Source organism: Baekduia alba, from assembly GCF_028416635.1.
In the GTDB taxonomy this organism is placed as follows: Bacteria; Actinomycetota; Thermoleophilia; order Solirubrobacterales; family Solirubrobacteraceae; genus Baekduia; species Baekduia alba.
Genome location: NZ_CP114013.1, coordinates 5,656,194 through 5,680,559 on the forward strand (window position 1 = coordinate 5,656,194; position 24,366 = coordinate 5,680,559).

The following is a 24,366-nucleotide window of genomic DNA, read 5'->3' on the forward strand; positions in this document are numbered from 1 at the left end:
TCCCCAGGTCGCTTGGCCCTGGACGCCGGGCCAAACCGCCTGCCAGGATCGCCCGAGCATGAGCGACGACAACGTCCTGACCTGGAGCGGACCGGCCGGCGTGCCCGACGCGACGACCGTCCTGCGCGGCGACCGCGTCCGCCTCGAGCCGCTCAACGCGCGCGCCCACGGCGACGACCTCTACGCGGCCGCCCGCGACGACCGCGACCCCCTGCTCTGGAAGTACCTCGTCTACGGCCCGTGGGAGGACGACCGCGCCGGCTTCGACGCGCACCTCGCCGGGCAGGAGGCCTCCAGCGACCCGCGCTTCTACGCCGTGGTGCTCGACGACGGCCGCGCGGTCGGCGTCGTCAGCTACCTGCGCATCGAGCCCGCGCACGGCGTCATCGAGATCGGCCACATCTGGTTCGGCCCGGCGCTGCAGCGCACGCCCGCCGCGACCGAGCTCGTGTACCTGCTGGCGCGCCACGCCTTCGACGAGCTCGGGCACCGCCGCCTGGAGTGGAAGTGCGACGCGGCCAACGCGCGCTCGCAGGCCGCCGCGCGGCGCTTCGGCTTCACGTTCGAGGGCATCTTCCGCCAGCACCAGATCGTCAAGGGCCGCAACCGCGACACCGCGTGGTTCTCGATCCTCGACGGCGAGTGGCCGGCCGTCCGGGCCGGCTTCGAGGCGTGGCTGGCGCCGGAGAACTTCGACGCCGACGGCCGGCAGCACGCCGGCCTGGCCGAGCTCCGGAGCGCCGTGGTTACACGGATGTAAGTTCCGGGTTGACACCGTGGGTCGCGACCGGCGAGGCTCGCGCCCCATGTCCCGGTCGCCGCTGCCTCCGCTCCTGTCCGAGCGCCCGCCCGCCCTGCGCGTCCTGTTCCTGGTGGTCTTGCCGCTGCTCGGCGGGTTCGTCACGGGCGCGATGCTCGGCGTGGGCGCGGGCGCGTGGGCCGTCGCCAACGTCATCGCGTGCATCGGCGGCTTCCTGGCCGGCTTCGACCACGACACCTCGGCGAGCGCCGCGCGCCGCGGCGCGTTCGGCGGGCTCCTGTTCGGCCTGGCGCTGGTGCTGGCCGACGCGCTGGTCGTCGACGACCGCGCCGCGAAGATCGCCGACCCGGCCATCCTGCAGGTGCTCGTGACGACGCTCGCCGGCACGATCCTCGCGGTCGTCGGCGTGTCCGTGCGCGGGAAGGTCGCGCGCCGCCACGCGGCGGCCGCGGCCGCCCAGCGCTAGGGCGCGAGCGTCGCCTCGACGCCGCGGACGTCGCCGTCCTCGTCGCGCAGCACCGCGACGTCGGCGAACCCCGACGACGCCAGGTCCGGGCGCAGGAGCTCGGCCTCGTCGCCGCCCAGCTCCAGCATCAGCGTCCCGCCCGGCGCCAGGAACTCCGCCGCGCCCGCGATCGCGCGGCGCAGGATCGCGCAGCCGTCCGGGCCGCCGTCGTAGGCCAGCTCGGTCTCGAAGGTGAAGGTGTCGCGCTGCAACAACGACAACTCGCTCGTGGGCACGTAGGGCACGACGCCGGCGACGAGGTCGACGGACCCGGCCAGCGACCGCGGGAGCGGCGCGAAGAGGTCGCCCACGACCGCGTCCACGCCGTTGGCGCGCGCGCACGCGACCGACGCCTCGTGCACGTCGGTCGCGACCACACGGGCGCCCGACGACGCGAGGATCACCGCGAGCGCGCCGCAGCCGGTGCACAGGTCGACCGCGACCCGACCGGGGCCCAGCCGCGCCAGCGCGCGCTCCGCGAGCAGCTCGGACTGCCAGCGCGGCACGTACACGCCCGGGTCGACCCGGATCCACGTCCCGCAGAACTCGACGGTGCCGGTGATCCACGCCAGCGGCTCGCCCGTCAGCCGGCGCTCGACCATCGACGACAACAACTCCGCGTCGCCCGCGGCCCGCGCGCGCAGCTCGCCCGCCTCCTCCTCCGCCGCCACGAACCCGTGGCGCTCGAGGAACTCGACCAGGTCCTCCAACTACATCCCCGCGATGTCGGGGCCCTCGGGCCCGCGCTGGCGCAGGAAGCGCTGGAACTCGCGGGCGATCACGTCGCCCGACGGCAGCTCGGTCGGATCGGCCTCCTCCTCCTCCTCGGCGGCCGTCTTCTCCAGCCGCTCGACGAAGGCCTGGACGTCGGGGTCGCTCTGCACGGCCAGCGACACCTGCCGCTCGTAGTCGGCCGACGCGAGCTCGAGCTCCTCGGCGTCGACGGTCACGCCGACCAAGGACTCCAGCTTGCGCACGAGCGCGAGCGCGGCCTTCGGGTTCGGCGCCGCGGCGACGTAGTGCGGGACCGACGCCCACAGCGACGCGGAGGGCATGCCCGCCTCCTGGCAGGCGGCCTGAAGGACGCCGACGATGCCGGTCGGCCCCTCGTAGGACGTGGGCGCGAGCTCGAGCCCCTCGATCAACGTGGGGTCGCTCGACAGCCCGGTGATGCCGACCGGCCGCGAGTGCGGGACGTCGGCCAGCAGGGCGCCCAGCGAGACGACCATCTGCGTGCCCAGCGCCTCGGCGAGGTCCACGATCAGCTGCGTGAACGAACGCCAGCGGAACGACGGCTCCGGGCCGCTGAGCAAGACCAGGTCGCGCGGCGCGCGCGGCACGCGCGCCTCGTAGATCTCGACCGACGGCCACTCCAGCGCGCGGGTGTCCCCGTCGACGAGCGTCACGCGCGGACGCGTCGCCTGGAAGTCGAAGAACTCCTCGGGGTCGATCTGCGCGAAGCGCGTCGCGCCCAGCGAGGCGCCGAAGAAGCGCAGCGCGGCGGACGCGGCGTCGCCGGCGTCGTTCCAGCCGGTGAACGCGCAGACCAGGGCCGGGGCGCGAAGGCCATCCGGCCGGCTCTCCCAGATGAGCGGCTGCATCGACAGGACGGTAGCGTCATCCGAACCGCTCTCCATGATGGATCCCGTCGCCGCCCCTCCGCACACCGCCGCGCCCGACGCCCCGACGATCGCCACGCTCCGCGCCGGCGACGAGGTCGAGGCGGTCTTCGCCTGCACGCGCAAGGAGCGCCTGATGTCCCGCGCCGGGACGCCGTACCTGGCGCTGGAGCTGCGCGACCGCACGGGCGCGATCCCGGCCCGCGTGTTCCGCGACGCCGACGTCGCCGCGGCGCGCTTCGACCGCGGAGACCTCGTCACCGTCGCCGGCCGGGTGGAGCGCTTCCGCGACCAGCTCCAGCTCGACGTCCGGGCCATCGCCAAGGACGCCGGCGCCGACCCGGCCGCCTTCCTGCCCGTCGCCTACTGCGACCTCGACGAGCTCGACGGCTTCCTCGAGCACCTCGCCAACGAGGTCCACGACGCCGGCTACGCGCAGCTGCTGGCCGCGCTGCTCGCCGACGCCTCCCTGCGGGCCGAGTGGCGCCGCGCGCCGTGCAGCCGCGGCGGCCACCACTCCTACCTCGGCGGCCTGCTCGAGCACACCGTCGCGGTCGGGACGCTCGCGCTCGAGGCCTGCCAGCTGCACCCGCGCCTGAACTCCGACCTCCTGATCACGGCCGCGCTCGTCCACGACCTCGGCAAGACCGAGGAGTTCACCTACGGCGCCGAGATCGCGCAGTCCGAGGCCGGCCGCCTGCTCGGCCACGTCGAGCTCGGCCTGCGGATCGTCGAGGCGGCGGCCACGCGCGCGCCGGCGATGGACGCCGACCGCCGCCTCGCGCTCGCGCATTGCGTCCTGACCCACCACGGCGCCGACGCTGCGCCCAACCGCCGCTTCGGCTCGGCCGAGGCGCTCGCCCTGTACCGCCTCAACGCGCTCGACGCCTCCGTCAAGGGCGCACTGGAGCACGGCGTGGGCCTCGACGGCCAAGCCTGAGGCATCTCAGTCGACGGCGCGACGCTCGAAGCCCCGCACGCCGATGTAGCCGAAGACCAGCGTCCAGCCGACCAGGCCGAGCGCGATCCAGCCGGACCCGAGGTGCGGCGCCGTCGTCAGCGCGGCGCGCAGCCCCTCCGACACGTAGGTCAACGGGTTGATCAGCGTGACGACCTGGAACCAGCGCAGCGAGTCCAGCGCCGCCCACGGGTAGAACGTCGCGCCGGTGAACAGCAGCGGCGTCAGGACGACCGCGAAGACGACGTTGATCTGGCGCGCCTCGACCGCGGTCCCGAGCACGAGCCCGACCGCCGCGCCGGCCAGCGGCCCGATCAGCATCACCGCGACGAAGCCCGGCCACGAGATGTCGGAGAAGTCGACGCCGCCCGGCAGGATCACCGTGGCCAGCGGCAGGATGATGATCGCGCCGACGATCCCGCGCACCGCCGCGACGACGACCTTCTGGACGCCGACCAGCGCCGCCGGCAGCGGCGCGAGCAGCCGGTCCTCGATCTCCTTGGTGAACGAGAACTCGATGACGAGCGGCAGCGACGTGTTCTGCAGCGCGGTCAGGAACAGCGTGAGCGCGATGACGCCGGGCAGCAGCTGCGAGCCGTAGTCCTGACCGGCCGCGCCGATCTCCGGCAGCACGCGGCCGAAGATGAACAGGTAGAAGACCGGCTGCAGGAGCGTCTGGGCGAGGAAGCCGCCGACCTGGCGCCGGAAGGCCACCCAGAAGTCGCGCTCGCAGAGCGCGAGGAACGCCCGGACCTGGGCGGCGCGCGTCGTGGTGCCGTTCATCGCAGGTCCCGTCCGGTCAGGTGCACGAACACGTCCTCCAGCGTCCCTTCGATGCGGCGCAGGTCCAAGACGCGCGCGCCACCGGCCTCGGCCGCGGCGATCGCCGCGCCCGGCGCGACGTCGGCCCCGTAGATCCGCGCCTTGAACTGCCCGTCGCCGTCGGGCTCGGTCTCGACCTCGCCCAAGGACCCCAACGCGGCGGCCGGGTCGTCGGCGACCTCGAGCCGCACCTCCAGGCCCTCGGCGCCCGGCAGGACGCGGCGCAGGCCGCGCGGCGTGTCCGAGGCGATGACCTTGCCATGGTCGACGATCGCGATCCGGTCGCAGAGCCGGTCGGCCTCGGCCATGTCGTGCGTGGTCAGCAGCAGCGTGACGCCGCGCGCCTTCAGCGCCTCCATCTGGTCCCAGAGGAACAGGCGCGACTGCGGGTCCAGGCCGGTCGTCGGCTCGTCGAGGAACAGCACGCGCGGGTCGTGCATGAGGGCGCGGGCGATGATCAGCCGCTGCGCCATGCCGCCCGAGTAGTTGTCGACGCGGTCGTCGCCGCGGCCCTGCAGCCCGAAGCGCTCGAGCATCTCCCGCGCGCGCACGTTGCGCTCGCGGCGCCCGTAGCCGAAGTAGGCGGCGTGGAAGGTCAGGTTCTCCAGCGCGCTGAGCGAGCGGTCCAGGTTCGCCCGCTGCGGCACGACCGCGATGCGCAGCTTCGCCGCGACGGGATCGGCGACGACGTCGACGCCGTCGACCACGACCGAGCCCGACGTCGGCCGCACCCGCGTCGTCATCGTCCCGATCGTCGTGGTCTTGCCCGCCCCGTTGGGGCCGAGCAGGCCGAAGACCTCGCCCTCCTCGACCCGGAACGACACGCCGGCCACCGCCTCGCTCTTCGCCCCCGCGTAGCGCTTGCGCAGGTCGGCGACGTCGATGATCGGAGGCACCGATCAACTATGACATGTCAGAAATGACCCGCGGCCGGCACGCACTGCGCGGAGAGCCCGTCGATCCGCTGCGGCAGCGGCTCGCGCCGCTACAGACGCTTCGCGCTAGGCCGCGAAGCGGTAGCCGACGCCCGAATCGGTCCGGATGTAGCGATGGCCGTCGGCCGGCTCGATCTTGCGGCGCAGGTTGGCGAGGTGGCCGCGCAGGACGCTCACGTCGTCGGCGTACTCGGGGCCCCAGACCTCGACCAGCAGCGCGCGGTGGGTCATCAGCCGGCCGCGGTTGCGCGCCAGCGCCTCCAGCAGCCGGAACTCGATCGGCGTGAGGTGGACCTCGGCCCCGTCGCGCGTGACCGTGTGCGCGGCGAGGTCGATCTCCAGGCCCTCGGCGACGATGCGCGGCTCGGTCGCGGTCGCCGGACCGACGCGGCGCAGCGCCGCCTCCAGGCGCGCGATCAGCTCACGCGCGCCGAACGGCTTGGTCACGTAGTCGTCGGCGCCGGCCTCCAGCGCGCGGACCTTCGCGTCCTCCTCGCCGACCGCGGAGAGCACGATGATCGGCATCGGCGACCAGCTCCGGATCTCGCGGCAGACTTCCACGCCGTCGCCGTCGGGCAGGACGAGGTCGAGGATCGCGGCGTCGGGCGGATGGACGGCCGCCCGATCCAACGCCTCCTCGGCGGTCTGGGCGGGCACGGCCTCGAAGCCGGCCTCGCGCAGGATCACCTTCAGCGCCCGCAGGATCTGGGGCTCGTCGTCGCAGACCAGGATGCGACGGCTCATGGCAACGGGAACTCCACCACGAACGACGCGCCCTGGCCCGGCAGCGACTCGACGCGCACGGTCCCGCCGTTGGCCTCCACGAACCCGCGGACGATCGCGAGGCCCAGGCCGGAGCCGGTCGCGGTCGGGCTCGCGTCGTCGCCGCGGTAGAACGGCGTGAAGATCCGCGCCTGCTCGCCCTGCGGGATGCCGGGCCCGCGATCGACCACCCGCACGACCATGCGCGGCCCGACGGCGCGGGCGCGCACGCTGACCGGCTGGCCGCCGCCGTGGGCGAGCGCGTTCTCCATCAGGTTGGCGAACGCGCGCTCGAGCTGGACGGCGTCGGCGCGCAGCGGCGGGAGGTCGCGGTCGAGCTGGAGCGTGATCAGGTGCGCGGGCGCCGCGGGCGCCAGCTCGTCGCGCGCCGCGGTCAGGACCTCGGCGACGTCGATGCTGTCGACGCGCGGCTCCGCCTCCCCCGCCTCCAGGCGGCTCAAGTCCAACAACTTGCCGATCAGGCGCTCCAGGCGGGCGCCTTCGGCGACGATCGCGCCGCTCAGCGCGGCGCGGTCCTCGTCGTCGAGCGCCGGCGAGCCGAGCGCCTCGCCGCTGGTGACCATGGCGGTCAGCGGGGAGCGCAGGTCGTGGGAGACCGCGCGCAGGATGGCGGTCTTGAGGTCGTCGCTGCGCCGCAGCGCGGTGGTCTCGACAACCTCGTCGAGCAGCCGGTCCCGCTCGATCGCGCTGGTCAGGATCGTCTCCAGCGCGGGGACGATCCGCTCGCGGACGCGGGCGTCGACGGCGGGCGCAAGCGGCGCGGGCAGGACGAGCGTGCAGGCGCCGTCGCCCACCGGGTAGCTGCTGGCGCGGTCTGGCGCCGTGGGCGGCGCGCCCAGGACCAGCTGAGCCGACGGCAGCGCCAGCGCGAGCGCGATCTGGTGCGCGGTCTGGGCGAGGCCGTCCTGGAGGCGCGCGCCGCCGAGCAGGGCGCGCGCGGCCGTGGCGGACAGGTCGGCCTCCTCGCGCCGGTGCGTGGCCTCGATCGCCCGCGCCCGCGCCAGCTCGGCGACCATGCTCACCGCCGTCGCGACAGCCAGGAACGCCAGCAGGCCGACGAGGTTCTCGCTCGAGGAGATCGTAAAGCGCCCCGTCGGCGGGATGTGGAAGAAGTTGTAGGCCACCGCGCTGACCACGGCGGCCGCGACGCCGGCCCGGAACCCCCAGAGCGTCGCGACGACGAGGACGACGAGCAGGTAGACGACGCCGAGCGAGAGGACCGGCGCGATCTCGCGCAGGCCGAAGACGACTCCGGTGGCCAGCGCGATCCCGGCGACCGCGACGATCAGCGGCGCCAGTGGCGAGCGCCTCATGCCGCCTCCTCGGGCGCCGGCTCGGCGAGCGCCCGGCGCGTCATCTGCCACGCGACGTACAACATCAACAACGCGAACAGCACCTCGGTCAGGCGCTCGGGGATCGCGTTGACGATGGCCACGCCGCCGATCGCGCCGGGGATCGCGAGCACGCCGAGGACGATCGCCTCGCGCAGCCGCAGGTTCCCGTAGCGCTTCTGGTTGGCCGCCCCGACCAGCGCCACCGGGATGATCGCCAGCAGCGACGTCGCCTCGGCATCGACCTGGGCGAGGTCGAGGAACAGCACCAGCGCCGGGACGAACAGGATCCCGCCGCCGACGCCGAGCATCCCGGCGACGACGCCCGCGGCGAAGCCCACGGCGATGGCCCCTCCGCTCATGCCAGAGACCAGGTGTCGAGGGTGCGCCACGGCGCTGGGCGGCTGTGCGGCGAGCTCATGCCAGAGACCAGGTGTCGAGGGTGCGCCACGGCGCTGGGCGGCTGTGCGGCGAGCTCATGCCAGAGACCAGGTGTCGAGGGTGCGCCACGGCGCTCGGCGGCTGTGCGGCGCGCTCATGGGATCAGGAGCGTGATCGCCACGACCACCATCAGCGCCGCGAACAGCAGCGACACCGCGCGCGGGTCCACGCGCTGCTGCAGCGCGGTCCCGGCCAGGACGCCGGCGACCGCCGGCACGCCGACCTGGAGCCCGTCGCCGACGTGCACGTTGCCGTAGGCGCCCTGGGTCAGCATCGCGGCGGCGGCGATCACGACGATCGCGGCCAGCGAGGTCCCGGTCGCCTCGCGCGTCCCGTAGCCGAGCCACAGCACGAGCAGCGGCACGATCACCGTTCCGCCGCCGACGCCGAAGAGGCCGCTGAACAGTCCGGCACCGGTACCGATGACGGCGAGGCGCAAGGTGCGTTGCGCGCCGCCGGCCAGCTGCGGGTCAGGGCGCGGCATGCTGCGATGATAGGTGCGTGCCCCCTGCCGCGACCCTCGACGACGTCCTCGCGCCGTTGCTGGCCGATCCCGCGCGCGCCGCGGTCCTGCTGGACATCGACGGAACGCTCGCCCCGATCGTCCGCCATGCCGACGACGCCCACGTGCCCGAGCCGACGCGCCTGCCGCTGATCGCCATCGCCAAGCGCTACGGGTTGGTCGCGTGCGTGTCCGGCCGCCAGGCGACGACCGCCCGCCGGATCGTGTCGCTCGGCTCGATCACCTACGTCGGGAACCACGGGGCCGAGATCCTGCGCGGCGGCCAGACGACGCCCGAGATCGCGCCGGAGATCGCCGAGTGGGCGCGCAAGGTCCGCGCCTTCGGCGTGGGCGAGCTGCGGGGCGAGGAGCTGCACCGGCTGCGCGTGCGCGGCGAGGACAAGGACGTCATCTTCGGCTTCCACTGGCGCGGCGCGCCCGACGAGGAGTCCGCGGAGGCGGCCGCCCGCGCGGTGGCGGAGCGCGCCGAGGCCGCCGGCTTCGTGACCCACTGGGGGCGCAAGATCCTCGAGGTTCGGCCGCCCGTCGCGTTGAACAAGGGGTTGGGCGTGGGCGCGCTGCTTGAGGCGACGCCGGTCGACGTGGCGCTGTACGCGGGCGACGACCGGACCGACATCGACGCCTTCGACGCGCTCCGGGCGGCGGTCGCCGCCGGGACGCTGCGCGAGGCGATCTGCATCGGCGTTGCCTCGGACGAGACGCCGCGCGAGCTCGAGGAGGCCGCGGACATCCTGGTGGATGGGCCTCTGGGCGTGCGCGGCGTGCTCGAGACGCTCGCCGGATGAGGTTCGTCGACTTCCTGCGCGCGACGGTCCTCCTGAGCGGCGGCGCGGCGACCACGCTGGCCGTGCTGACGCTCGTCGCCGCGACGCGCGACCAGGACGACACGCTGGCGCTGGTCGCGACCGGCTGGTGGGTCGCCGCGACGCTGGTCGGGTCGTTCGTCGGCCGGCGCAACGAGATCAACCCGCCGATCGCGAGGCTGCTGGCCGACGCGAAGGCCGGCACGATGATGCCCGAGGTCCGGCCGGGCGCGACGGTCGTCAACCGCCTGTGGCCGCTGTTCGTGGTGGTCATCGCCGCGGTCGCCCTGTCGTTCCTGGGTCCGCAGATCCCGGGCATCGCGGCCGGCTTCACGATCATCTGGGCGCTGGCGTGGCGGCGGCAGGAGTCGGCGGTCTCGGCGATCGAGGAGCGCGACGGCGTCACGTTCTTCGTCGAGCGGACCTCGCCGTTCCGCGCCGTGCAGCTGATCCGGCTGCCCGGGTTCCGGCGCGAGCGGCCGACGATCAACGGCGTCGGCCCCTCCTAGAAGATCGACGCGATGCCCGCGATCGCGGGCGCGAACAGCAGGGCCGGGAGGAAGTTGCCGACCTTGACGTCCTGGATGTCCAGGAGCTTGAGCGCGAGGCCGATGATCAGGATCCCGCCGGCGCTGGTCATCGAGAGCAGCGCGTCGCTGCCGTCGGTGAGGATGTTGTCGAACAGCCCGGCGCCCAGCGTCAGCGCGCCCTGGTAGACGAAGACGCTGATGGCGCTCAGCGCGACGCCCCAGCCGAGCGAGGCGGCGAGCGCGACCGAGGCGAAGCCGTCGAGCAGGGCCTTGGTGTAGAGCGTGTCGTGGTTTCCGGTCAGGCCGTCCTGGATCGAGCCGACGACCGCGAGCGCGCCGACGCAGAAGACGAGGCTGGCGGTGAAGAACCCCTCCGAGACGGTGGACTCCGCGTCGCCGCGGCTCAGCGCCTTCTGCGCGCGGTCGCCGACGGCCGCGAGGCGGTCCTCGATCCGCAGCGCCTCGCCGGCCAGGCCGCCGAGCAGGACGCCGCCGAGGACGAAGAGCGGGTTGGTGTCGCGCCACGCGAGCGCGTTGTCGATGCCGATGACGAGCACGACGAGGCCCAGCCCGTGGAGGATCCGCGTCTGCAGCTGCTGCGAGAGGCGGCCACCGACGAGCTCCCCGATCAGGGTGCCCAGGAGGATCGCGCCGACGTTGACGAGCGTGCCTTGCATGCGGGCGCGAGAGAATGGCAGGAGATGGCTTCGTTGGACGTCCTGATCGTCGGCCTCGGGTCCACGCACGGGCTGCGTGCGGCCGAGGACGAGCTCGCCGGATCGCTGCTGCGCGCGGGCGCGGACGCGATGCTGGTCCGCGCCGAGCGGCCGCGCGAGGTCCGGACGCTGGCGCTGACCGATCTGATGTGGGCGCGCGCCGCGCGGCGGGCCGCGGTGGAGTCGCTGGCGGAGGCGGCGCCACGGGCCGTCGTGTACTCGACCACGACCGCGGCGCTGCTGTGGCCGCAGCCGGGCGCGGTGCGCTTCGACGCGCCGGCGGCAGGCAACCGGCCGGGGCGCCACGGCGTGTGGCAGCGGCCGGTGGAGCGGCGGCGCCTGCGCGAGGCGCCGCTCCTGGTGCCCCAGGACGCGGGCGCGCTGGTCGAGGCCGGGTCGCCGACGACCGAGAGCGTGATCGTGCCGATCCCCGTGGAGCCGTCGGACGGCGGCGCCGGCGGCGTGCGCGACATCGCGGCGCTGACCTACGCGACCAACCCCTACAAGAAGGGTCTGGACCGGGTTCTGGCGGCGTGGGAGGCGGTGCGGCGCGAGGACGAGGAGCTCGTCGTCGCCGGGCTGCGCGGGCCGGACCGCCCGGGCGTGCGATACGCCGGGACGCTGGACCACGACGACTACCGCGCGCTGCTGCGCCGCGCGCGGGTCTACGTGACCGCCCCGCGCCGCGAGGACTACGGGATCGCGCAGCTCGAGGCGCTGGCCGACGGGACGCGGGTCGTGACGACCCCGGCGCCCGGCCCGTACGCGGCGCTGCCGCTGCTGGCCGGCGTGGGCGCCGAGGACGGCGCGCCGGTCGGCTGGGTCGCGGACCCGTCGCCGGCGGCGCTGGGCGCGGCGGTGCGCGCGGCGCTGGACGACGCGACCGACGACGCCGTCTACGCCGACCGCGCGCTGGCCGCGATCGCCCCGTTCCGGCGGGCGGCCGTCGACCGGACGGTCGCCGAGGAGCTGCTGCCGCGGCTGCTGCGGCCCTGACGCGCCGGACGCCGGTTAGGCTCGGGCGATGAGCGGTCCTGTGGTCCTGATCACCGGTGCGACGCGGGGCATCGGCGCCGCGGCCGCGGTCGAGCTGGCACGGCGCGGCGCCGAGGTCGCGATCGTCGGGCGCGAGCCCGAGCGGGTGGCCGCGACCGCGCAGCAGGCGCGGGCCGCCGGCGGCGGCGCGGCCGTGCACGAGCACGTCGCCGACCTTGCGCGGGTCGACGAGGTGCGGCGGCTCGCGGCGGAGGTGCTGGACCGCCATCCCCGCCTCGACGTCCTCGCCAACAACGCGGGGGCGATGTTCACGGCGCGCCACGTCACGCCCGACGGCTTCGAGCAGACCTTCGCGCTCAACCACCTCGCGCCGTTCCTGCTGACGTCGCTGCTGCGCGAGCGGCTGGCGGGCGGGCGCGTCGTCACGACGGCCAGCGACGCGCACGGCGCGGGCGAGCTCGACTTCGACGACCTGCCGTTCGAGCGCCGGCCGTTTCGCGCGATGCGCGTCTACGGCACCACCAAGTTGATGAACATCCTCTTCACGCGCGAGCTCGCCAAGCGGGCGCCGGAGCTCTGCGCGACGTGCTTCCACCCGGGCGTCGTGCGCACCGGGTTCGGCAAGAACGACGGGCTGCTCTACCGCGCCGGGCTGACCGCGCTGGGCCCGTTCCTGCGCTCGCCGGCCAAGGGCGCGCGGTCGCTGGTCTGGCTCGCGCTCGACCCGGCGGCGGCGTCGATCAGCGGCGCCTACGTGGTCGACGAGAAGGTGCGCGAGCCGTCGGCCGCCGCCCGCGACGACGCGCTGGCCGAGGGCCTCTGGGACCGCACCGAGGCGCTGCTGCTCACCGCAGCTGCCTGATCCCCTCGACCGCGAGCACGGCGCCGGCGGCGAGCAGCAGGACGCCCGAGGTCCGCAGCGCGCGCACGTAGCCCTTGCCGCGCAGCAGCCGCTCGCGCCCGGCGCCGAGCGCCGCCGCAACCACGAGCTTGGAGCCGATCAACATGATGTAGAACGGGACGATGAACGCGATCCCCTGCGCGACGCTGCCGTCGCCGAGGATCGGGACGCCGACCGCGATCCAGAACACCCACGGGTGCGGGTTGAGGAGGTTGACGACGGCACCGCGCCGCAAGGAGCCGACGCCGCCCTCAGCGGCCGCGCCGCCCGCCGGCGCCTCGACCGGCGCCGGCCGCTCGCGCAGCGCCTCGACACCCAACCACCCCAAGAAGATCCCGCCCGCGACGCCCAGCGCCGCCAGCCCCTCCTCCGGCAGCGCCGTCGCGAGCACCGCCGCCACCGCGATGATCGGCAGGTCGGTCAGCAACGGCCCCAGCGCGACCCGCGCGCCCGCGGCGAACCCGCCCTCCAGCGTCGTCCGGATGACGACGGCCAGCAGCGGGCCCGGGGCGACCCCGGCGCTGATCCCCAGCGAGAGTCCGAGCAGCAGGCTGTGCAGCGCTCAGCCCTTGCCGCCGCGACCCGCCGCCGCCACCCGCTTGCGCAGCGGCGCGAACTCGGCCCACGGCAGCGTGCTGGCGACGTCGTCCTTCGCGAGGCCAGCGCGGCGCGCCGTGGCGATGCCCCAGATCGAGTTGCCCTGCGTCGAGACGCCGTGCGCGTCGGTGTTGATGACGATCGTCACGCCCGCGGCCTTCGCGGCGCGCGCGTGGACGTCGTTGATGTCGCGGCGGTCGGGCGCGGAGTTGATCTCGATCATCGTGCCGGCCTTCGCGGCGGCGGCGAAGACCGCGTCGGTGTCGAGCTCGTAGGGCTTGCGCCGCTCGATCTTGCGCCCGGTGAGGTGGCCGATGCAGTCGATGTACGGATGCTCGATCGCGGTGACGATCCGCTTGGTCATGTCGGCCTCGGAGATCCCGAAGCTCGTGTGCACCGAGCCGACGACCCAGTCCAGCTCGGCGAGCAGGTCGTCGTCGTAGTCCGGCGCGCCGTCGGGCAGGATGTTGGTCTCGGTCCCGACCAGCACCTCGATGCCGTCCACCTTGTCGTTGATGGACCGCACGAGCTCGATCTGGCGCTTGAGCGCGTCCGGGCTGACGTCGTTGCCGAAGCCGTGCGTCGCCGAGTGGTCGGTGATCGCGACGTACTCGAGCCCGCGCTCCAGCGCGCCGCGCGCCATCTCCTCGGCGGTGTTGCGGCCGTCGGAGGCGATCGTGTGGCAGTGCAGGTCGCCCTTGAGGTCGGCCTGGACGATCAGCTCGGGGATGACGAAGCCGGCCTCCAGCTCGCCGCGGTCCTCGCGCAGCTCGGGCGGGATCCACGGCAGGCCGAGCCGCTGGTAGACCTCCTCCTCGCTCGCGCAGCGCAGCGTCTCGCCGGTCGCGTCGTCGAGGATCCCGTACTCGGAGACGTGCAGGCCCTTGCGGACCGCGCGCTCGCGCAGCTTCATGTTGTGGTTCTTGGATCCCGTGAAGTGCTGCAGCAGGTTGCCGAACTGGTCGGGCTCGACCACGCGCAGGTCGAGCGACACGCCGTTGTGGGTGCGGGCGCGCGCGGCGTTCTCACCGCTGCTGCTCGCGCTCTCGACCAGGTCGATGCCGGCGAGCGCGGCCGCGAGCGCCGGCGGGTCGTCGGACGCCGCGACGATGTCGAGGTCCTTGACGCTGTCGGCCAACCGCCGGACGCCGCCCGCGAGCTCCACGCGCACGGCGGCGGGATGGCGGCGCAGCTCGTCGACGATCGCGTCGCCGAGCTCGGTCGCGCGGTGCAGCAGAACGCGCGGCGCCGCCTTCTCGGCGACGCCGGCCGCGAACGCGGCGAGCACCGTCTCCTCGAACTTCGGCCCGAAGCCCTTGACGCCGCGGAGCTTCTGCTGCTCGGCGGCGGTGCGTAGCGCGTCCAGCGAGTCGATGTCCAACTCGTCGAAGAGCCGGCGCGCGCGCTTGGGGCCCAGGCCCGGCAGGCGCGTGAGGTCGATGAGCCCGGGCGGGAACTTCGCGCGCAGCTTCTCGGCCGCGGGGATCGTCCCGGTCTCCAGCAGCGCGCGGAGCTTCTCCTCCAGCGTCTTGCCGATCCCGGGCAGCGTCGTGACCCTGCCCTCGCGCGTGAGCGCGGAGACCGACATCGGCGCGTCGCGCACCGCCTTGGCCGCGTTGCGGTAGGCGACGACGCGATGGACGACGGCGCCGTCGAGCTCGTACAGGTCGCCGAGCTCGTCGAAGGCGGCGGCGATGGCGGCGTTACTCGGGTCGGGCATCTCCCTTGCAGCCTACGTCCCTAGTCTTTCGCCGTCCCCATGCCCGGTCTGCCTTGGCTCATCCTGCCCACCTTCGACGAGGCCGAGAACATCGAGCTCATCGTCGCGGCCGCGCTCGACGTGCTGCGCGTCGCCGCGCCGGAGGGGTTCAGGATCCTCGTCGTCGACGACGACTCGCCCGACGGCACGGGGCGGATCGCGGATCGGCTCGCGTCCGATCACGACGAGGTCGAGGTCCTGCATCGCACCGCGCGCGAGGGCCTCGGGCCGGCGTACCTCGCGGGCTTCCGGCACGCGCTGTCGCAGGACGCCGCGTTCGTGTTCGAGATGGACAGCGACTTCTCGCACGACCCCAACGACCTCGCGCGCCTGCTGGAGCCGGTGCGCGACGGGCGCGCGGACGTCGCGCTGGGGTCGCGCTACGTCGCCGGCGGCGCCGTCCTGGACTGGGGGCTCGTGCGCCGGATCATCTCGCGCGGCGGCTCGCTGTACGCGGCCGTGATCCTCGGCCTGACCGTGCGCGACCTCACCGGCGGCTTCAAGTGCTTCCGCGCCGAGGTGCTCGAGTCCATCGACCTGCCGAGCGTCCAGGCGCACGGCTACGCGTTCCAGGTCGAGCTGACCAACCGCGCGATCCGGCGCGGGTTCCGGGTCGTCGAGGTGCCGATCACGTTCCGCGATCGCCTGCGCGGGAAGTCGAAGATGAGCGCGAGGATCGCGATCGAGGCGATGTTCCTGGTGCCGCGCCTGCGGCGCTCCGGGCGCTGAGCCCGGCGGGCCCGGCGCTCAAGGCCGCGCCGGCGGCGGTCGATCGACCGGGGAGATGGCCCCCGAGCTCGTCCTCGTCCAAGGCCTGCGCGACACGCGCGGCACGCTGGAGCGCTGGAACGCGCGCCCGTTCGCGACGATCGGCCCGTGGTTGGGGCTGTCCGCCGCGATCTGCGCGCTGCTGCTCGCCAGCGTCGTGGTGATCGCCCACCTGTCGACGCCGGACGCGACGCCGATCCTCCTGCCCGGGCTGACCGCGACGGCGACGCTGGGCGACGTCGCGCACATCCTGTACCGCAACTCGCTCGTGCTCGCGCTGCACGCGATGGCGTGCGTGGCCGGCTTCATCGCCGGCAGCTCGCTGCCGCTGGAGGCCGAGCGGTACTCCGGGGTGTGGCGCTGGGTCCACGACAAGGCGGGCCCGCTGGCCATCGCGTTCGTCGTGTGCGCCACGACGTTCTCGCTGTTCACGCAGGCCTACGTGCTCGGCGGCGCGGCGTGCACGCTGGCGGCGCAGGGCGGGATGGCGCCGGAGCTGCTCGTCGTCGGGATCCTGCCGCACGCGGTCCCGGAGCTGATCGGGCTGTTCCTGCCGCTGGCGGCGTGGACGACGGCCAGCCGCCGTGGCGCGTGGTCCGAGCTGCTGGCCGCGACGTTCACGACGGTCGCGATCGCGATCCCGCTCGTGGTCGCGGCGGCGTTCATCGAGGTGTACGTGTCGCCGCACGTGATCCTCGCGCTGCGCGGCTGAGCGTCCTAGAGGCGCGCTCTGAGGACCGAGCGGTCCGAGTGCGCCGGGTTGCCGTCGTCGGGCTCGAGCGAGACGTCGACGAGCTGGTAGTCGGAGAGGTCGACCGCGACCGGCATGTGCACGTCGACGCGGCCGTCGGCCGGGACCCGGAACGTGCCCATCGAGACCATGCGGCCGTTGGCGTCCGCCAACCAGGCCTCGTAGTAGTCGTGCGCGCCGCTGGGCATCAGGCCCGCGGCGCGGAGCTCGGCCTCGGTGCCGGAGGGATCGACGACGAGCTGGGCGCGGACGGCGACGCCGTCGAGCGGCCGCAGGGCGAGCGTGGTGGGCGGCGGAGCGGGGATGGCGTCGTCGTCGTGGCTCCTGGTGAGCACGAGGACGACGGCCGCGGCGATCGCGGCCGCGGTGGCGAGGGCGGCGACGACGCGGCGCGGACGGCGCAGACGGCGCGGCCGGCGGGACGTGGGCGCGGGGGCGCCGGGGGCGGGATCGCTCGATGCGCCCGCCGCGCGCTCCGGCGGCGGTGCTCCGGCCGCCCCGTCGAGCACGCGGGCGCGGTCCAGCGGCGGCGGCGTCTGCGGGGACCAAGCGTCCTCGTCGAGCGCGACCAGCGCGGCGCTCGCGGCGCGGTGGCGGTCGACCGCGGCGCGGAAGGCGGGCTCGTCGGCCAGGAGGCGGGTCGCCAGCGGCCGCTCGTCGGGCTCGACGAGGTCGAGCGCGACGGCGGCGGGCGACAGCGGCCAGCGGTGCGCGCTCACGCCAGGCCCTCCTCGTCCAGGAGCCCGCGCAGACGCTCGAGGCCGCGAACCATGCGGCTCTTGATCGTGCCGAGCGGCAGGCCGGTGCGCTGCGCGATCTCGGTCTGGGTCAGCTCGCCGTAGAAGCGGAGGCGCAGCAGGGCGCGCTCGTCGGTCGGCAGGCGCGCGAGCAGGTGGGCCATGCGCCAGCGATCGAGCACGGCGTCCTCGGGCGCCGGCCCGGTCGCCGCGGGCTCGGGCAGCTCCGCGGGATCGTGGGGCTCGGGCCGGCGGCGGCGCAGCTCGTCGACCGCGCGCGAGCGGGCGATGGTGAGCGCCCAGGTCGCGAGCGAGCCGCGGGCCGCGTCGTACTGGCTGCCGCGGCGCCAGATCTCAGTGAAGACCTGCTGGCAGACGTCCTCGGCGGTGGCGCGGTCGCGCAGGACGTGGCGCAGGTAGCCGAAGACGGCCGCGCCGCACTGCTCGTGCACGGCCTCCAGCGCGCGGGGGTCGCCGGCGCGGAGCCCGTCGACCGTTCGCCGGTCGGCCCGGCGCGCGAGCGAGCTCGTCGGCCGCGGCGCGTCATGCGCCGCGCCGGCGGGCGTCACCTCGAGCTCCAGCGCGGCGGACATCTCACACGCTCGATACGGACGCGGAGGCCGATCGGTTGTCCGGCGGCGCCGTGCGGCGCGCCGGCGCTCTCCGCGGCCAACGCGGCGCGGATCCGCTCAACCGGCGCAGGCCCGGGACGCGTACCACGCCACGTTCGTCCATCTCCGACCCTGGAGGGTCTTCATGAAGTCCCGTCTCATCGCGACGCTTGGCGTCGCGACCGCCGCCGCCTGCCCGATCATCGCCACCGCCGGAACCGCGGCGACCGCCGCTCCGGCGCCGCCCGCCCGGGCCGCCGCGAGCGAGACCATCGTCGGCGTCGCCGCCGGCGACAAGCGCTTCACGACGCTCGTCAAGCTGGTCAAGAGCGCCGGGCTGGCCGGGACGCTGTCGAAGGGCAGCTACACCGTCTTCGCGCCGACCGACGCCGCGTTCGCCAAGGTCCCGAAGGCGACGCTCACCGCGCTGGGCAAGGACAAGGCCAAGCTGAAGGCCGTCCTGCTCTACCACGTGGTCAAGGGCAAGGTCCCGGCGTCGAAGGTCGTCACGCTGAAGAGCGCCAAGACGCTCAACGGCGCGTCGGTGAAGATCTCCGTCAAGGGCGGCAAGGTGTACTTGAACGGCTCGACGCGGGTCACGAAGACCGACGTGATGGCCTCCAACGGGATCATCCACGTGATCAACAAGGTGCTGCTGCCGCCGGCGTAGCGAAACTGGCCGGTGGGACGGCGTGTCCCGGCCGCTCGGGCGGGTAGCGTTGCCGTAACGGCAACGCGCCCGCACGAGACTGCACTTCACTTTGTATAGTGGAGGTCCTACCCCTTCCAAGGAGCCCGACATGGCCGGAACCCTCTCTGAAGTCACCGACAGCAACTTCCAGGCCCAGGTCCTCGAGGCCGACGGCCCGGTCCTCGTCGACTTCTGGGCGCCCTGGTGCGGCCCGTGCCGTGTCGTCGCGCCCGTCCTCGAGGAGATCGCCGCCGAGCGCTCCGATCTCACGATCGTGAAGCTGAACGTCGACGAGAACCAGCAGACCGCCGCGAACTTCGAGGTGCTCAGCATCCCGACGTTGATCCTGTTCAAGAACGGCCAGGTCGCCAAGAAGGTCATCGGCGCCTACCCGAAGCGCAAGCTCGAGGCCGAGCTGGAGCCGGCGCTGGCGTAAGCCGCCCGGCGGCACCCGCCGCCCTCGCAGCACCACCGCACCCGCTCGGACCTCCGCCGAGCGCGGTGCGGCGTTCGATGCTCGGGCTGCGCGTCGTCCGCGCCGACGACGGCGGCAAGCCGACCGCCCGCGCGATCCTCGTTCGCAACACGCTGCGGCTCGTCGACGGGCTCCCGATCCTGTACCTGGTCGGCTTCATCACGATGCTCGCCACCCCGACGCGCCAGCGCGTAGGCGACTTGGCCGCGAGCACGGTGGTCGGCAAGGCCTAGGCCGCCTCGACCTTGATGCGCGCCTGGGCGTCGGCGCGTCCACCGACGAACGGGACGCCCTCCTCCTCCAGCAGCCGCCGCACGCGCTCGGGGTCGCCGAGCGCCGTGCCGGCGATCGTGCCGTCGGCCTTCAGCACGCGATGCGCGCCGGCGCACTGCAGCCGCGTCAGCCGGGCGTTGAGCCCGATCGCCTGCCGCGGGACGCCACCCGCCGCGGTCGTGACGTCGCCGTAGCTCATCCAGCGTCCGTCAGGAATCGCCTCGACGATCGCGCAGAGGCTCTCGTCGTCCATCGTTGATCCGGGCGCGGCCTCGGGCGCGGCCTCGGTCGTGGTGATATCGCTCATGCCCCTCTTAGGGCTGAACGGACGAGAACTCGCCCCCCTTTTTGCCGCGAGCGGAGAGCCGAGGCGAGCGGGCACGTGAACGGAGCGATCGGCGGCGGAGCATGGCCGCCGACGGCGCGGAGGCGCCGGCGACGACCGCGGCCGACCGCAGGCGCGCCGCCGCCTCAGCTGCGCGACACGCCCACCGTCAGCGCGCGGCCGTCGACGGTCGCCGAGAAGGCGCCGTCGCCGCCGAAGGCGACGGAGGTCGCGAGGACCTCGTCGGCGAGCAGGCGCTCGAACTCCTCCGCGACCGCGACCAGCTCGGCGTCGCCGCCGAGCGTCAGGGCGATGCGGTCGGAGACTTCGAGGCCCGCGTCCTTGCGGGCGTTCTGGACGGCGCGGACGACCTCGCGGGCCCAGCCCTCGCGGCGCAGCGCGTCGTCCATCGCCAGGTCCAGGGCGACCGCGTGGCCGCCTTCGCGCTCGACCTGGAAGCCGTCCAAGGGCTGCAACCCGACCAGCAGGTCGTCGGCGGTCAGCTCGTGGTCGTGGCCGTCGACGGCGATGCCGACCGTGCGGCCCTCGCGCAGCGCGACCGCGACGCGGTCGGCGTCCAGCGCCTCGATCGCGTCCGCCAGCAGCGGCATCCGCTTGCCGAACCGCGGCCCGAGCGAGCGGTAGTTCGGCTTCAGGTCGTAGGACCCCAACTCGTCGGCCTCGTCGACGAACCGCAGCGCCTTGACGTTCAGCTCCTCGCGCACGATGTCGGCCAGCGCCTCCAACGAGCCGCGTTCCCGACCCGAGGCCACCACCACCGCCTCGCGCAGCGGACGCCGGAGACCCACCTTCGCGCCGGCCCGCGCGCGCAGCCCCAGCGCGACCGCCTCGCGCGCGGTCGCCATGGCGGCCTCGAGCTCCTCGTCGCGCGGACCCGCCGCCGGCCAGTCGGTCAGGTGCACCGACCCCAGCGCGCCGTCGAGGTTGTCGTAGATCTCGTCCGCCACGAACGGCGTGTACGGCGCGAGCAGCTGCGACACCGTCACCAGACACTCGCGCAGCGTCGCGAACGCGCGCGCGTCGCCGTCCCAGAACCGGCGCCGGTTGCGGCGCACGTACCAGTTGGACAGGTCGTCGACGAACGTCGCGATCTCGCGCGCGCCGCCCGTCGCGTCGAAGTCGTCCAGCCGCTCGGTCACGGCGCTCACCGTCGCGCTCAGGCGCGACAGGACCCAGCGGTCCAGGTCGGTCGGCGCGCCGGCCGGCACGTCCGCGGCGCTCGTCCCCTCCGCGGCGTTCTCGTACAACACCAAGAACCCGTAGGTGTTCCACAAGGTGTTCAGGAACAGCCGGACGCCCTCGGCGATCGTGTCCTCCGAGAACCGGTACCCGTCCCACGGCTGCTTGGACGAGAAGAAGTACCAGCGCAGCGCGTCGGCGCCGAACCTGTCCAGCACCGCGAACGGGTCGACGACGTTGCCCTTGGACTTGGACATCTTCTGCCCGTCCTCGTCCAGGATCAGGCCGAGGCAGACGACGTCGCGATACGGCGACTCGTCGAACAGCAGCACGCTGACGGCCAGCAGCGAGTAGAACCAGCCGCGCGTCTGGTCCAGCGCCTCGCAGACGAAGTCCGCCGGCCACGACGCCTCAAACCGCTCAGCGTTCTCGAACGGCGCGTGCCACTGCGCGAACTGCATCGCGCCCGAGTCGAACCACACGTCGATGACCTCGGGCACGCGGCGCATGACCGCGCCCGTCTTGGGCGAGATGAACGTGACGTCGTCGACGTAGGGCCGGTGCGGATCCTCGAGCTTGACGCCGGACAGATGCTCCAGCTCCTCGAACGACCCGATCACGTGGATCTCGCCGGAGCCGTCCTCCGCCCGCCACACCGGCAGCGGCGTGCCCCAGTAGCGCTCGCGCGACAGCGCCCAGTCGACGTTGTTCTCCAGCCAGCGGCCGAAGCGCCCGTGCTTGACGTGCTCCGGATGCCAGCCGACCGTCTCGTTGGCGGCCAGCAGCCGGTCGCGCAATTGCGACGTCGCGATGTACCACGACGGCTTCGCGTAGTAGAGCAGCGGCGTGCCGCAGCGCCAGCAGTGCGGGTAGGAGTGCTCGTACTCGACGGCGCGCAGGAGGCGGCCCCGCGCGCGCAGGTCCTCGACCAGGTCGGCGTCGGCGTCCTTGACGAACCGGCCCTCGTAGCCTTTGATGCGCTCGTCGTAGGTGCCCTCGAGCGTCACCGGGTTGACGACCTTCAGCCCGTACTGGGCGCCCAGCCGGAAGTCGTCCTCGCCGAAGGCGATCGCCGTGTGCACCAGGCCGGTGCCGTCGTCGGCCGTGACGAAGTCCCCCAACAACACCGTGTGGCCGCGCTCGCCGTACTCCGACCCCTTGATGTAGGAGAACGGCGGGTCGTAGCGCACGCCGTCCAGCGCGGCGCCCGGGAACCGTGACAGGATCTGGACGGGCTGCTCGGGATCCGTGCCCAGCACGCGCTCGACCAGCGCCTCCGCCAGCACGACCGGACGCTCCAAAGCCCCCGTCTTGGCCCGCACGTAGGTCAGCTCCGGGTCGACCGCGACCGCCGCGTTGGACACCAGCGTCCACGGCGTCGTCGTCCACACCAGCAGCTCGTCGCCCGCCTGGACCGGCCCGCCGTCCTCGGCGACCGGGAAGCGCACGTAGACCGACGGGTCGACGACGTCCTTGTAGCCCAGCGCCAGCTCGTGCGACGACAGCGCGGTCCCGCAGCGCGGGCAGTAGGGCACCACCTTGTGGCCCTCGTACAGCAGGCCCTTGTCGGCGATCTGCCGCAGCGCCCACCACACCGACTCGACGTAGCTGGCGTCGAGCGTCCGGTAGGCGTTGTCCAAGTCCACCCAGAACCCGATCCGCTCCGTCAGCCGGTTCCAGTCCTCCAGGTACTCGAACACGGACTCGCGGCACTTCTTGTTGAACTCCGCGATCCCGTAGGCCTCGATCTCGTGCTTGTTGTGGAGCCCGAGCTGCTGCTCGACGTTGATCTCCACCGGCAGGCCGTGCGTGTCCCAGCCGCCCTTGCGCTCGACGAGATGCCCGCGCATGGTCTTGAACCGCGGGTAGATGTCCTTGAACGCGCGCGCCAGGACGTGGTGCACGCCCGGACGCCCGTTGGCCGTCGGCGGACCCTCCCAGAACACCCAGCGGTCGGCGCCCTCGCGGTTGCGCAGCGACTCGGCGAAGACGTCGCGCTCACGCCAGCGCGCGAGCACCTGCTCTTCGAGCTTCGGGAAGGACTGGTTCGAATCGACGGGACGGCGGGCCATGAAGACGGCCCAGGATATGCGACCGACGGTATCCCTAGGCCGTGACGGGAACCGCGTCCGCCGCCAGCTTGCGGCAGATGTCCGCCAGCATCCGCTTCTCGGCCGCGTCCAGCATCGCGAACGCGTCCGTCACCCGCTGCGTGTGCTCAGGCGCCAGCCGGTCCACGAGCTCGCGGCCCTGGACGGTCAGCCGCACCGACGCCGCGCGGCGGTCGTGCGGCAGCCGGAAGCGCTGCACCATCCCGCGGGTCTCGAGCGTCGTGACGACCTCGGTCGCGTTGGCCTTCGACGTCCGCAGCCGGGCGCGGAGCCCGCGCAGCTCCAGCTCCCCGCCCGAGGACGAGAGCACCATCAGCACCGAGAAGCCGGAGGACGACAGGCCCTCGCGCTCCAGGTCGGTGGCCAGCCGGCGCCGCACGCTCGCCTCAGCGAGCAGCAGCGACTCGAGCGCGTCGTGGGCCAGGGGATCGCCGGACTGGGTGAGCGTCATCGCGCGGAGGATCATGCCGCCCGGGTCGGACGGCTCCGAACCTTCGCGGCGGCTACAGGCCGATGACGGTCGACGGCCCGCGCGCGAAGCGGCCCGATGCCGAGCGGCCGTCCAGCCGCGCCAGGACCGCCTCACGGGCCGCCAGCGGCGTGTCGGGCAGCGCCTCGACCGTCGACGACCCCGTGTGGGCGATCGCGCCCCGGTAGTCCAGGATCGCGACGTCCTCGCCGGCCACCCGGCGCGCGGTGAAGACCAGGCGGCCGAGCGCGTCCAGCGACGCGCCGCGCCCGGTCAGCACGACCGCGCGCGGATCCAGGGCCGAGATCGCGTTCGCCAGCCGCGACGGATCGGAGTCCGCCGTCAACGTCAGCGTCCGCATGCCCGCGCGGCGCAGGACGAGCTCCAGCGCCTGGGCCTGCAGCGCCTCGGGCTCGGGCGGGCGCGAGGCGTCGAAGACCAGCACGCCCTCGGGTCGCGACGCGGGCGGCGAGATCCGCTGCGTCGCCGCCAGCCAGCCGGTCGCGTAGCGCCACGCGAACCCGTACTCCGGCGTCGGCAGCGCGTTGAGGACCGGCGCCAGCGCCTCGACCGACGGCAGCAGCACCTCCTCGATCGTGCGCTCTACCGAGCGCACCGTCAAGGACTCCTCCATCAGGCGGTTGGCGCCGTCCTCGTCGAAGCGCCCGAAGGACGACTGCAGACGCGCCGGCGACGCGGGGCCCGCGCCGCGCTCACGCGCGACCGAGACGGCCGAGGAGATGTTCTGCGTCTCTTCGAAGGCCGAGCGCAGCGCCTCGATCTCGGCGAGGTCGAACTGCCGGTGCCCGCCGGCGGTGCGCTTCGGCTCCGGAAAGCCGAACCGGCGCTCCCAGGAGCGCAGCGTGTTGGGGCTGACGCCGAGCATCGCCGCCGCCGCATTGGTTCGGATGGAGCCACCCATGTCCCGTAAGTCTTCGCCCTTTGGTGAGGTTCGGGCAACTTGCGCAACGTCCGA

Annotated in this window: 29 protein-coding genes; 12 read left to right on the plus strand and 17 right to left on the minus strand. The window is 73.7% G+C overall.

The window, feature by feature from the left end:
- Positions 1–58 precede the first annotated feature (58 nt).
- Both DSM104299_RS28230 and DSM104299_RS28235 read left to right on the plus strand, forming a co-directional pair.
- Positions 59–760, plus strand: coding sequence for a GNAT family N-acetyltransferase (locus DSM104299_RS28230; protein ID WP_272475013.1), 702 nt, complete (start codon positions 59–61; stop codon positions 758–760).
- 46 nt (positions 761–806) lie between these two features.
- On the plus strand, positions 807–1,226 hold the full coding sequence (locus tag DSM104299_RS28235; protein ID WP_272475014.1) for a hypothetical protein: 420 nt from the start codon (positions 807–809) through the stop codon (positions 1,224–1,226).
- On the opposite strand, the gene DSM104299_RS28240 is transcribed toward DSM104299_RS28235, so the two are convergent.
- Both DSM104299_RS28240 and DSM104299_RS28245 read right to left on the minus strand, forming a co-directional pair.
- On the minus strand, positions 1,223–1,975 hold the full coding sequence (locus DSM104299_RS28240; RefSeq protein WP_272475015.1) for a N5-glutamine methyltransferase family protein: 753 nt from the start codon (positions 1,973–1,975) through the stop codon (positions 1,223–1,225). The two genes, DSM104299_RS28235 and DSM104299_RS28240, sit on opposite strands and share 4 nt — an antisense overlap.
- Positions 1,976–2,866 carry a PAC2 family protein gene (locus tag DSM104299_RS28245; RefSeq protein WP_272475016.1) on the minus strand — a complete coding sequence of 297 codons (891 nt, stop codon included), beginning with the start codon at positions 2,864–2,866 and terminating at the stop codon, positions 1,976–1,978.
- A 34-nt stretch (positions 2,867–2,900) separates the two neighbouring features.
- Between DSM104299_RS28245 and DSM104299_RS28250 the strand changes: the two genes are divergently transcribed.
- Positions 2,901–3,824 carry an HDIG domain-containing metalloprotein gene (locus tag DSM104299_RS28250; protein WP_272475017.1) on the plus strand — a complete coding sequence of 308 codons (924 nt, stop codon included), beginning with the start codon at positions 2,901–2,903 and terminating at the stop codon, positions 3,822–3,824.
- Positions 3,825–3,830: 6 nt separating this feature from the next.
- Here the strand turns inward: DSM104299_RS28250 and DSM104299_RS28255 are convergent, their stop codons facing one another.
- The 6 genes from DSM104299_RS28255 to DSM104299_RS28280 form a co-directional block, all read right to left on the minus strand.
- Positions 3,831–4,625, minus strand: a complete 795-nt coding sequence (locus tag DSM104299_RS28255) for an ABC transporter permease (RefSeq protein ID WP_272475018.1) — start codon at positions 4,623–4,625, stop codon at positions 3,831–3,833.
- Positions 4,622–5,560: an ABC transporter ATP-binding protein gene (locus DSM104299_RS28260; protein ID WP_272475019.1), complete on the minus strand. Its 939-nt coding sequence runs from the start codon at positions 5,558–5,560 to the stop codon at positions 4,622–4,624. Before DSM104299_RS28260 ends, DSM104299_RS28255 begins: the two co-directional genes overlap by 4 nt.
- A 105-nt stretch (positions 5,561–5,665) precedes the next feature.
- Complete coding sequence (locus tag DSM104299_RS28265; protein ID WP_272475020.1) at positions 5,666–6,343, minus strand: response regulator transcription factor; 678 nt, start codon at positions 6,341–6,343, stop codon at positions 5,666–5,668.
- Positions 6,340–7,695 (minus strand): sensor histidine kinase, encoded by a 1,356-nt coding sequence (locus DSM104299_RS28270; RefSeq protein WP_272475021.1) that lies wholly within the window; start codon positions 7,693–7,695, stop codon positions 6,340–6,342. The genes DSM104299_RS28265 and DSM104299_RS28270 overlap by 4 nt, the downstream gene beginning before the upstream one ends.
- Positions 7,692–8,075, minus strand: coding sequence for a sulfite exporter TauE/SafE family protein (locus tag DSM104299_RS28275; protein WP_272475022.1), 384 nt, complete (start codon positions 8,073–8,075; stop codon positions 7,692–7,694). Before DSM104299_RS28275 ends, DSM104299_RS28270 begins: the two co-directional genes overlap by 4 nt.
- Before the next feature lie 173 nt (positions 8,076–8,248).
- Positions 8,249–8,638, minus strand: coding sequence for a sulfite exporter TauE/SafE family protein (locus tag DSM104299_RS28280; protein WP_272475023.1), 390 nt, complete (start codon positions 8,636–8,638; stop codon positions 8,249–8,251).
- 17 nt (positions 8,639–8,655) lie between these two features.
- On the opposite strand from DSM104299_RS28280, the gene otsB reads away from it, so the two are divergent.
- Positions 8,656–9,462 carry a trehalose-phosphatase gene (otsB, locus tag DSM104299_RS28285; RefSeq protein ID WP_272475024.1) on the plus strand — a complete coding sequence of 269 codons (807 nt, stop codon included), beginning with the start codon at positions 8,656–8,658 and terminating at the stop codon, positions 9,460–9,462.
- Positions 9,459–9,989, plus strand: coding sequence for a hypothetical protein (locus DSM104299_RS28290; RefSeq protein WP_272475025.1), 531 nt, complete (start codon positions 9,459–9,461; stop codon positions 9,987–9,989). Before otsB ends, DSM104299_RS28290 begins: the two co-directional genes overlap by 4 nt.
- On the opposite strand, the gene DSM104299_RS28295 is transcribed toward DSM104299_RS28290, so the two are convergent.
- On the minus strand, positions 9,986–10,687 hold the full coding sequence (locus DSM104299_RS28295; protein ID WP_272475026.1) for a DUF554 domain-containing protein: 702 nt from the start codon (positions 10,685–10,687) through the stop codon (positions 9,986–9,988). The genes DSM104299_RS28290 and DSM104299_RS28295 overlap by 4 nt on opposite strands.
- Before the next feature lie 24 nt (positions 10,688–10,711).
- Between DSM104299_RS28295 and DSM104299_RS28300 the strand changes: the two genes are divergently transcribed.
- The gene (locus tag DSM104299_RS28300) at positions 10,712–11,722 is read left to right on the plus strand and encodes a glycosyltransferase (protein ID WP_272475027.1); all 1,011 of its coding nucleotides are present in this window, start codon (positions 10,712–10,714) and stop codon (positions 11,720–11,722) included.
- Positions 11,723–11,750: 28 nt separating this feature from the next.
- Positions 11,751–12,584, plus strand: coding sequence for an SDR family NAD(P)-dependent oxidoreductase (locus tag DSM104299_RS28305; protein WP_272475028.1), 834 nt, complete (start codon positions 11,751–11,753; stop codon positions 12,582–12,584).
- On the opposite strand, the gene DSM104299_RS28310 is transcribed toward DSM104299_RS28305, so the two are convergent.
- Positions 12,568–13,182: a LysE family translocator gene (locus tag DSM104299_RS28310; RefSeq protein ID WP_349294608.1), complete on the minus strand. Its 615-nt coding sequence runs from the start codon at positions 13,180–13,182 to the stop codon at positions 12,568–12,570. The genes DSM104299_RS28305 and DSM104299_RS28310 overlap by 17 nt on opposite strands.
- Positions 13,183–13,185: 3 nt before the next feature.
- Complete coding sequence (polX, locus tag DSM104299_RS28315) at positions 13,186–14,940, minus strand: DNA polymerase/3'-5' exonuclease PolX (protein WP_272475029.1); 1,755 nt, start codon at positions 14,938–14,940, stop codon at positions 13,186–13,188.
- 39 nt (positions 14,941–14,979) lie between these two features.
- On the opposite strand from polX, the gene DSM104299_RS28320 reads away from it, so the two are divergent.
- Both DSM104299_RS28320 and DSM104299_RS28325 read left to right on the plus strand, forming a co-directional pair.
- Positions 14,980–15,708 carry a polyprenol monophosphomannose synthase gene (locus tag DSM104299_RS28320; protein ID WP_272475030.1) on the plus strand — a complete coding sequence of 243 codons (729 nt, stop codon included), beginning with the start codon at positions 14,980–14,982 and terminating at the stop codon, positions 15,706–15,708.
- A 55-nt stretch (positions 15,709–15,763) separates the two neighbouring features.
- Positions 15,764–16,459 carry a stage II sporulation protein M gene (locus DSM104299_RS28325; protein WP_272475031.1) on the plus strand — a complete coding sequence of 232 codons (696 nt, stop codon included), beginning with the start codon at positions 15,764–15,766 and terminating at the stop codon, positions 16,457–16,459.
- A gap of 5 nt (positions 16,460–16,464) precedes the next feature.
- Here the strand turns inward: DSM104299_RS28325 and DSM104299_RS28330 are convergent, their stop codons facing one another.
- The gene (locus DSM104299_RS28330; RefSeq protein ID WP_272475032.1) at positions 16,465–17,217 is read right to left on the minus strand and encodes an anti-sigma factor domain-containing protein; all 753 of its coding nucleotides are present in this window, start codon (positions 17,215–17,217) and stop codon (positions 16,465–16,467) included.
- On the minus strand, positions 17,214–17,828 hold the full coding sequence (locus DSM104299_RS28335; protein WP_272475033.1) for an RNA polymerase sigma factor: 615 nt from the start codon (positions 17,826–17,828) through the stop codon (positions 17,214–17,216). The genes DSM104299_RS28330 and DSM104299_RS28335 overlap by 4 nt, the downstream gene beginning before the upstream one ends.
- Before the next feature lie 163 nt (positions 17,829–17,991).
- On the opposite strand from DSM104299_RS28335, the gene DSM104299_RS28340 reads away from it, so the two are divergent.
- From DSM104299_RS28340 to DSM104299_RS28350, 3 genes are all read left to right on the plus strand, one after another.
- Positions 17,992–18,516 carry a fasciclin domain-containing protein gene (locus DSM104299_RS28340; protein ID WP_272475034.1) on the plus strand — a complete coding sequence of 175 codons (525 nt, stop codon included), beginning with the start codon at positions 17,992–17,994 and terminating at the stop codon, positions 18,514–18,516.
- A gap of 130 nt (positions 18,517–18,646) precedes the next feature.
- Positions 18,647–18,973 (plus strand): thioredoxin, encoded by a 327-nt coding sequence (gene trxA, locus DSM104299_RS28345; RefSeq protein WP_272475035.1) that lies wholly within the window; start codon positions 18,647–18,649, stop codon positions 18,971–18,973.
- A 77-nt stretch (positions 18,974–19,050) separates the two neighbouring features.
- On the plus strand, positions 19,051–19,245 hold the full coding sequence (locus DSM104299_RS28350) for an RDD family protein (protein ID WP_272475036.1): 195 nt from the start codon (positions 19,051–19,053) through the stop codon (positions 19,243–19,245).
- Here the strand turns inward: DSM104299_RS28350 and DSM104299_RS28355 are convergent.
- The 4 genes from DSM104299_RS28355 to DSM104299_RS28370 form a co-directional block, all read right to left on the minus strand.
- Positions 19,242–19,592 (minus strand): MGMT family protein, encoded by a 351-nt coding sequence (locus tag DSM104299_RS28355; RefSeq protein WP_272475037.1) that lies wholly within the window; start codon positions 19,590–19,592, stop codon positions 19,242–19,244. The two genes, DSM104299_RS28350 and DSM104299_RS28355, sit on opposite strands and share 4 nt — an antisense overlap.
- A gap of 164 nt (positions 19,593–19,756) precedes the next feature.
- Positions 19,757–22,882, minus strand: a complete 3,126-nt coding sequence (ileS, locus tag DSM104299_RS28360; RefSeq protein WP_272475038.1) for an isoleucine--tRNA ligase — start codon at positions 22,880–22,882, stop codon at positions 19,757–19,759.
- Between the two features lie 34 nt (positions 22,883–22,916).
- Positions 22,917–23,372, minus strand: a complete 456-nt coding sequence (locus DSM104299_RS28365; protein WP_272475039.1) for a MarR family winged helix-turn-helix transcriptional regulator — start codon at positions 23,370–23,372, stop codon at positions 22,917–22,919.
- 52 nt (positions 23,373–23,424) lie between these two features.
- Positions 23,425–24,312: a MerR family transcriptional regulator gene (locus DSM104299_RS28370; protein ID WP_272475040.1), complete on the minus strand. Its 888-nt coding sequence runs from the start codon at positions 24,310–24,312 to the stop codon at positions 23,425–23,427.
- Between the last annotated feature and the right edge of the window lie 54 nt (positions 24,313–24,366).

Coding starts and splice junctions, on each gene's coding strand:
- DSM104299_RS28230 (WP_272475013.1), top strand. CDS start 59: ATGAGCGACGACAACGTCCTGACCTGGAGCGGACCGGCCGGCGTGCCC.
- DSM104299_RS28235 (WP_272475014.1), top strand. CDS start 807: ATGTCCCGGTCGCCGCTGCCTCCGCTCCTGTCCGAGCGCCCGCCCGCC.
- DSM104299_RS28245 (WP_272475016.1), bottom strand. CDS start 2,866: ATGCAGCCGCTCATCTGGGAGAGCCGGCCGGATGGCCTTCGCGCCCCG.
- DSM104299_RS28250 (WP_272475017.1), top strand. CDS start 2,901: ATGATGGATCCCGTCGCCGCCCCTCCGCACACCGCCGCGCCCGACGCC.
- DSM104299_RS28255 (WP_272475018.1), bottom strand. CDS start 4,625: ATGAACGGCACCACGACGCGCGCCGCCCAGGTCCGGGCGTTCCTCGCG.
- DSM104299_RS28265 (WP_272475020.1), bottom strand. CDS start 6,343: ATGAGCCGTCGCATCCTGGTCTGCGACGACGAGCCCCAGATCCTGCGG.
- DSM104299_RS28270 (WP_272475021.1), bottom strand. CDS start 7,695: ATGAGGCGCTCGCCACTGGCGCCGCTGATCGTCGCGGTCGCCGGGATC.
- DSM104299_RS28275 (WP_272475022.1), bottom strand. CDS start 8,075: ATGAGCGGAGGGGCCATCGCCGTGGGCTTCGCCGCGGGCGTCGTCGCC.
- DSM104299_RS28280 (WP_272475023.1), bottom strand. CDS start 8,638: ATGCCGCGCCCTGACCCGCAGCTGGCCGGCGGCGCGCAACGCACCTTG.
- DSM104299_RS28290 (WP_272475025.1), top strand. CDS start 9,459: ATGAGGTTCGTCGACTTCCTGCGCGCGACGGTCCTCCTGAGCGGCGGC.
- DSM104299_RS28295 (WP_272475026.1), bottom strand. CDS start 10,687: ATGCAAGGCACGCTCGTCAACGTCGGCGCGATCCTCCTGGGCACCCTG.
- DSM104299_RS28300 (WP_272475027.1), top strand. CDS start 10,712: ATGGCTTCGTTGGACGTCCTGATCGTCGGCCTCGGGTCCACGCACGGG.
- DSM104299_RS28305 (WP_272475028.1), top strand. CDS start 11,751: ATGAGCGGTCCTGTGGTCCTGATCACCGGTGCGACGCGGGGCATCGGC.
- polX (WP_272475029.1), bottom strand. CDS start 14,940: ATGCCCGACCCGAGTAACGCCGCCATCGCCGCCGCCTTCGACGAGCTC.
- DSM104299_RS28320 (WP_272475030.1), top strand. CDS start 14,980: ATGCCCGGTCTGCCTTGGCTCATCCTGCCCACCTTCGACGAGGCCGAG.
- DSM104299_RS28325 (WP_272475031.1), top strand. CDS start 15,764: ATGGCCCCCGAGCTCGTCCTCGTCCAAGGCCTGCGCGACACGCGCGGC.
- DSM104299_RS28335 (WP_272475033.1), bottom strand. CDS start 17,828: ATGTCCGCCGCGCTGGAGCTCGAGGTGACGCCCGCCGGCGCGGCGCAT.
- DSM104299_RS28340 (WP_272475034.1), top strand. CDS start 17,992: ATGAAGTCCCGTCTCATCGCGACGCTTGGCGTCGCGACCGCCGCCGCC.
- trxA (WP_272475035.1), top strand. CDS start 18,647: ATGGCCGGAACCCTCTCTGAAGTCACCGACAGCAACTTCCAGGCCCAG.
- DSM104299_RS28350 (WP_272475036.1), top strand. CDS start 19,051: ATGCTCGGGCTGCGCGTCGTCCGCGCCGACGACGGCGGCAAGCCGACC.
- DSM104299_RS28355 (WP_272475037.1), bottom strand. CDS start 19,592: ATGAGCGATATCACCACGACCGAGGCCGCGCCCGAGGCCGCGCCCGGA.
- ileS (WP_272475038.1), bottom strand. CDS start 22,882: ATGGCCCGCCGTCCCGTCGATTCGAACCAGTCCTTCCCGAAGCTCGAA.
- DSM104299_RS28365 (WP_272475039.1), bottom strand. CDS start 23,372: ATGACGCTCACCCAGTCCGGCGATCCCCTGGCCCACGACGCGCTCGAG.
- DSM104299_RS28370 (WP_272475040.1), bottom strand. CDS start 24,312: ATGGGTGGCTCCATCCGAACCAATGCGGCGGCGGCGATGCTCGGCGTC.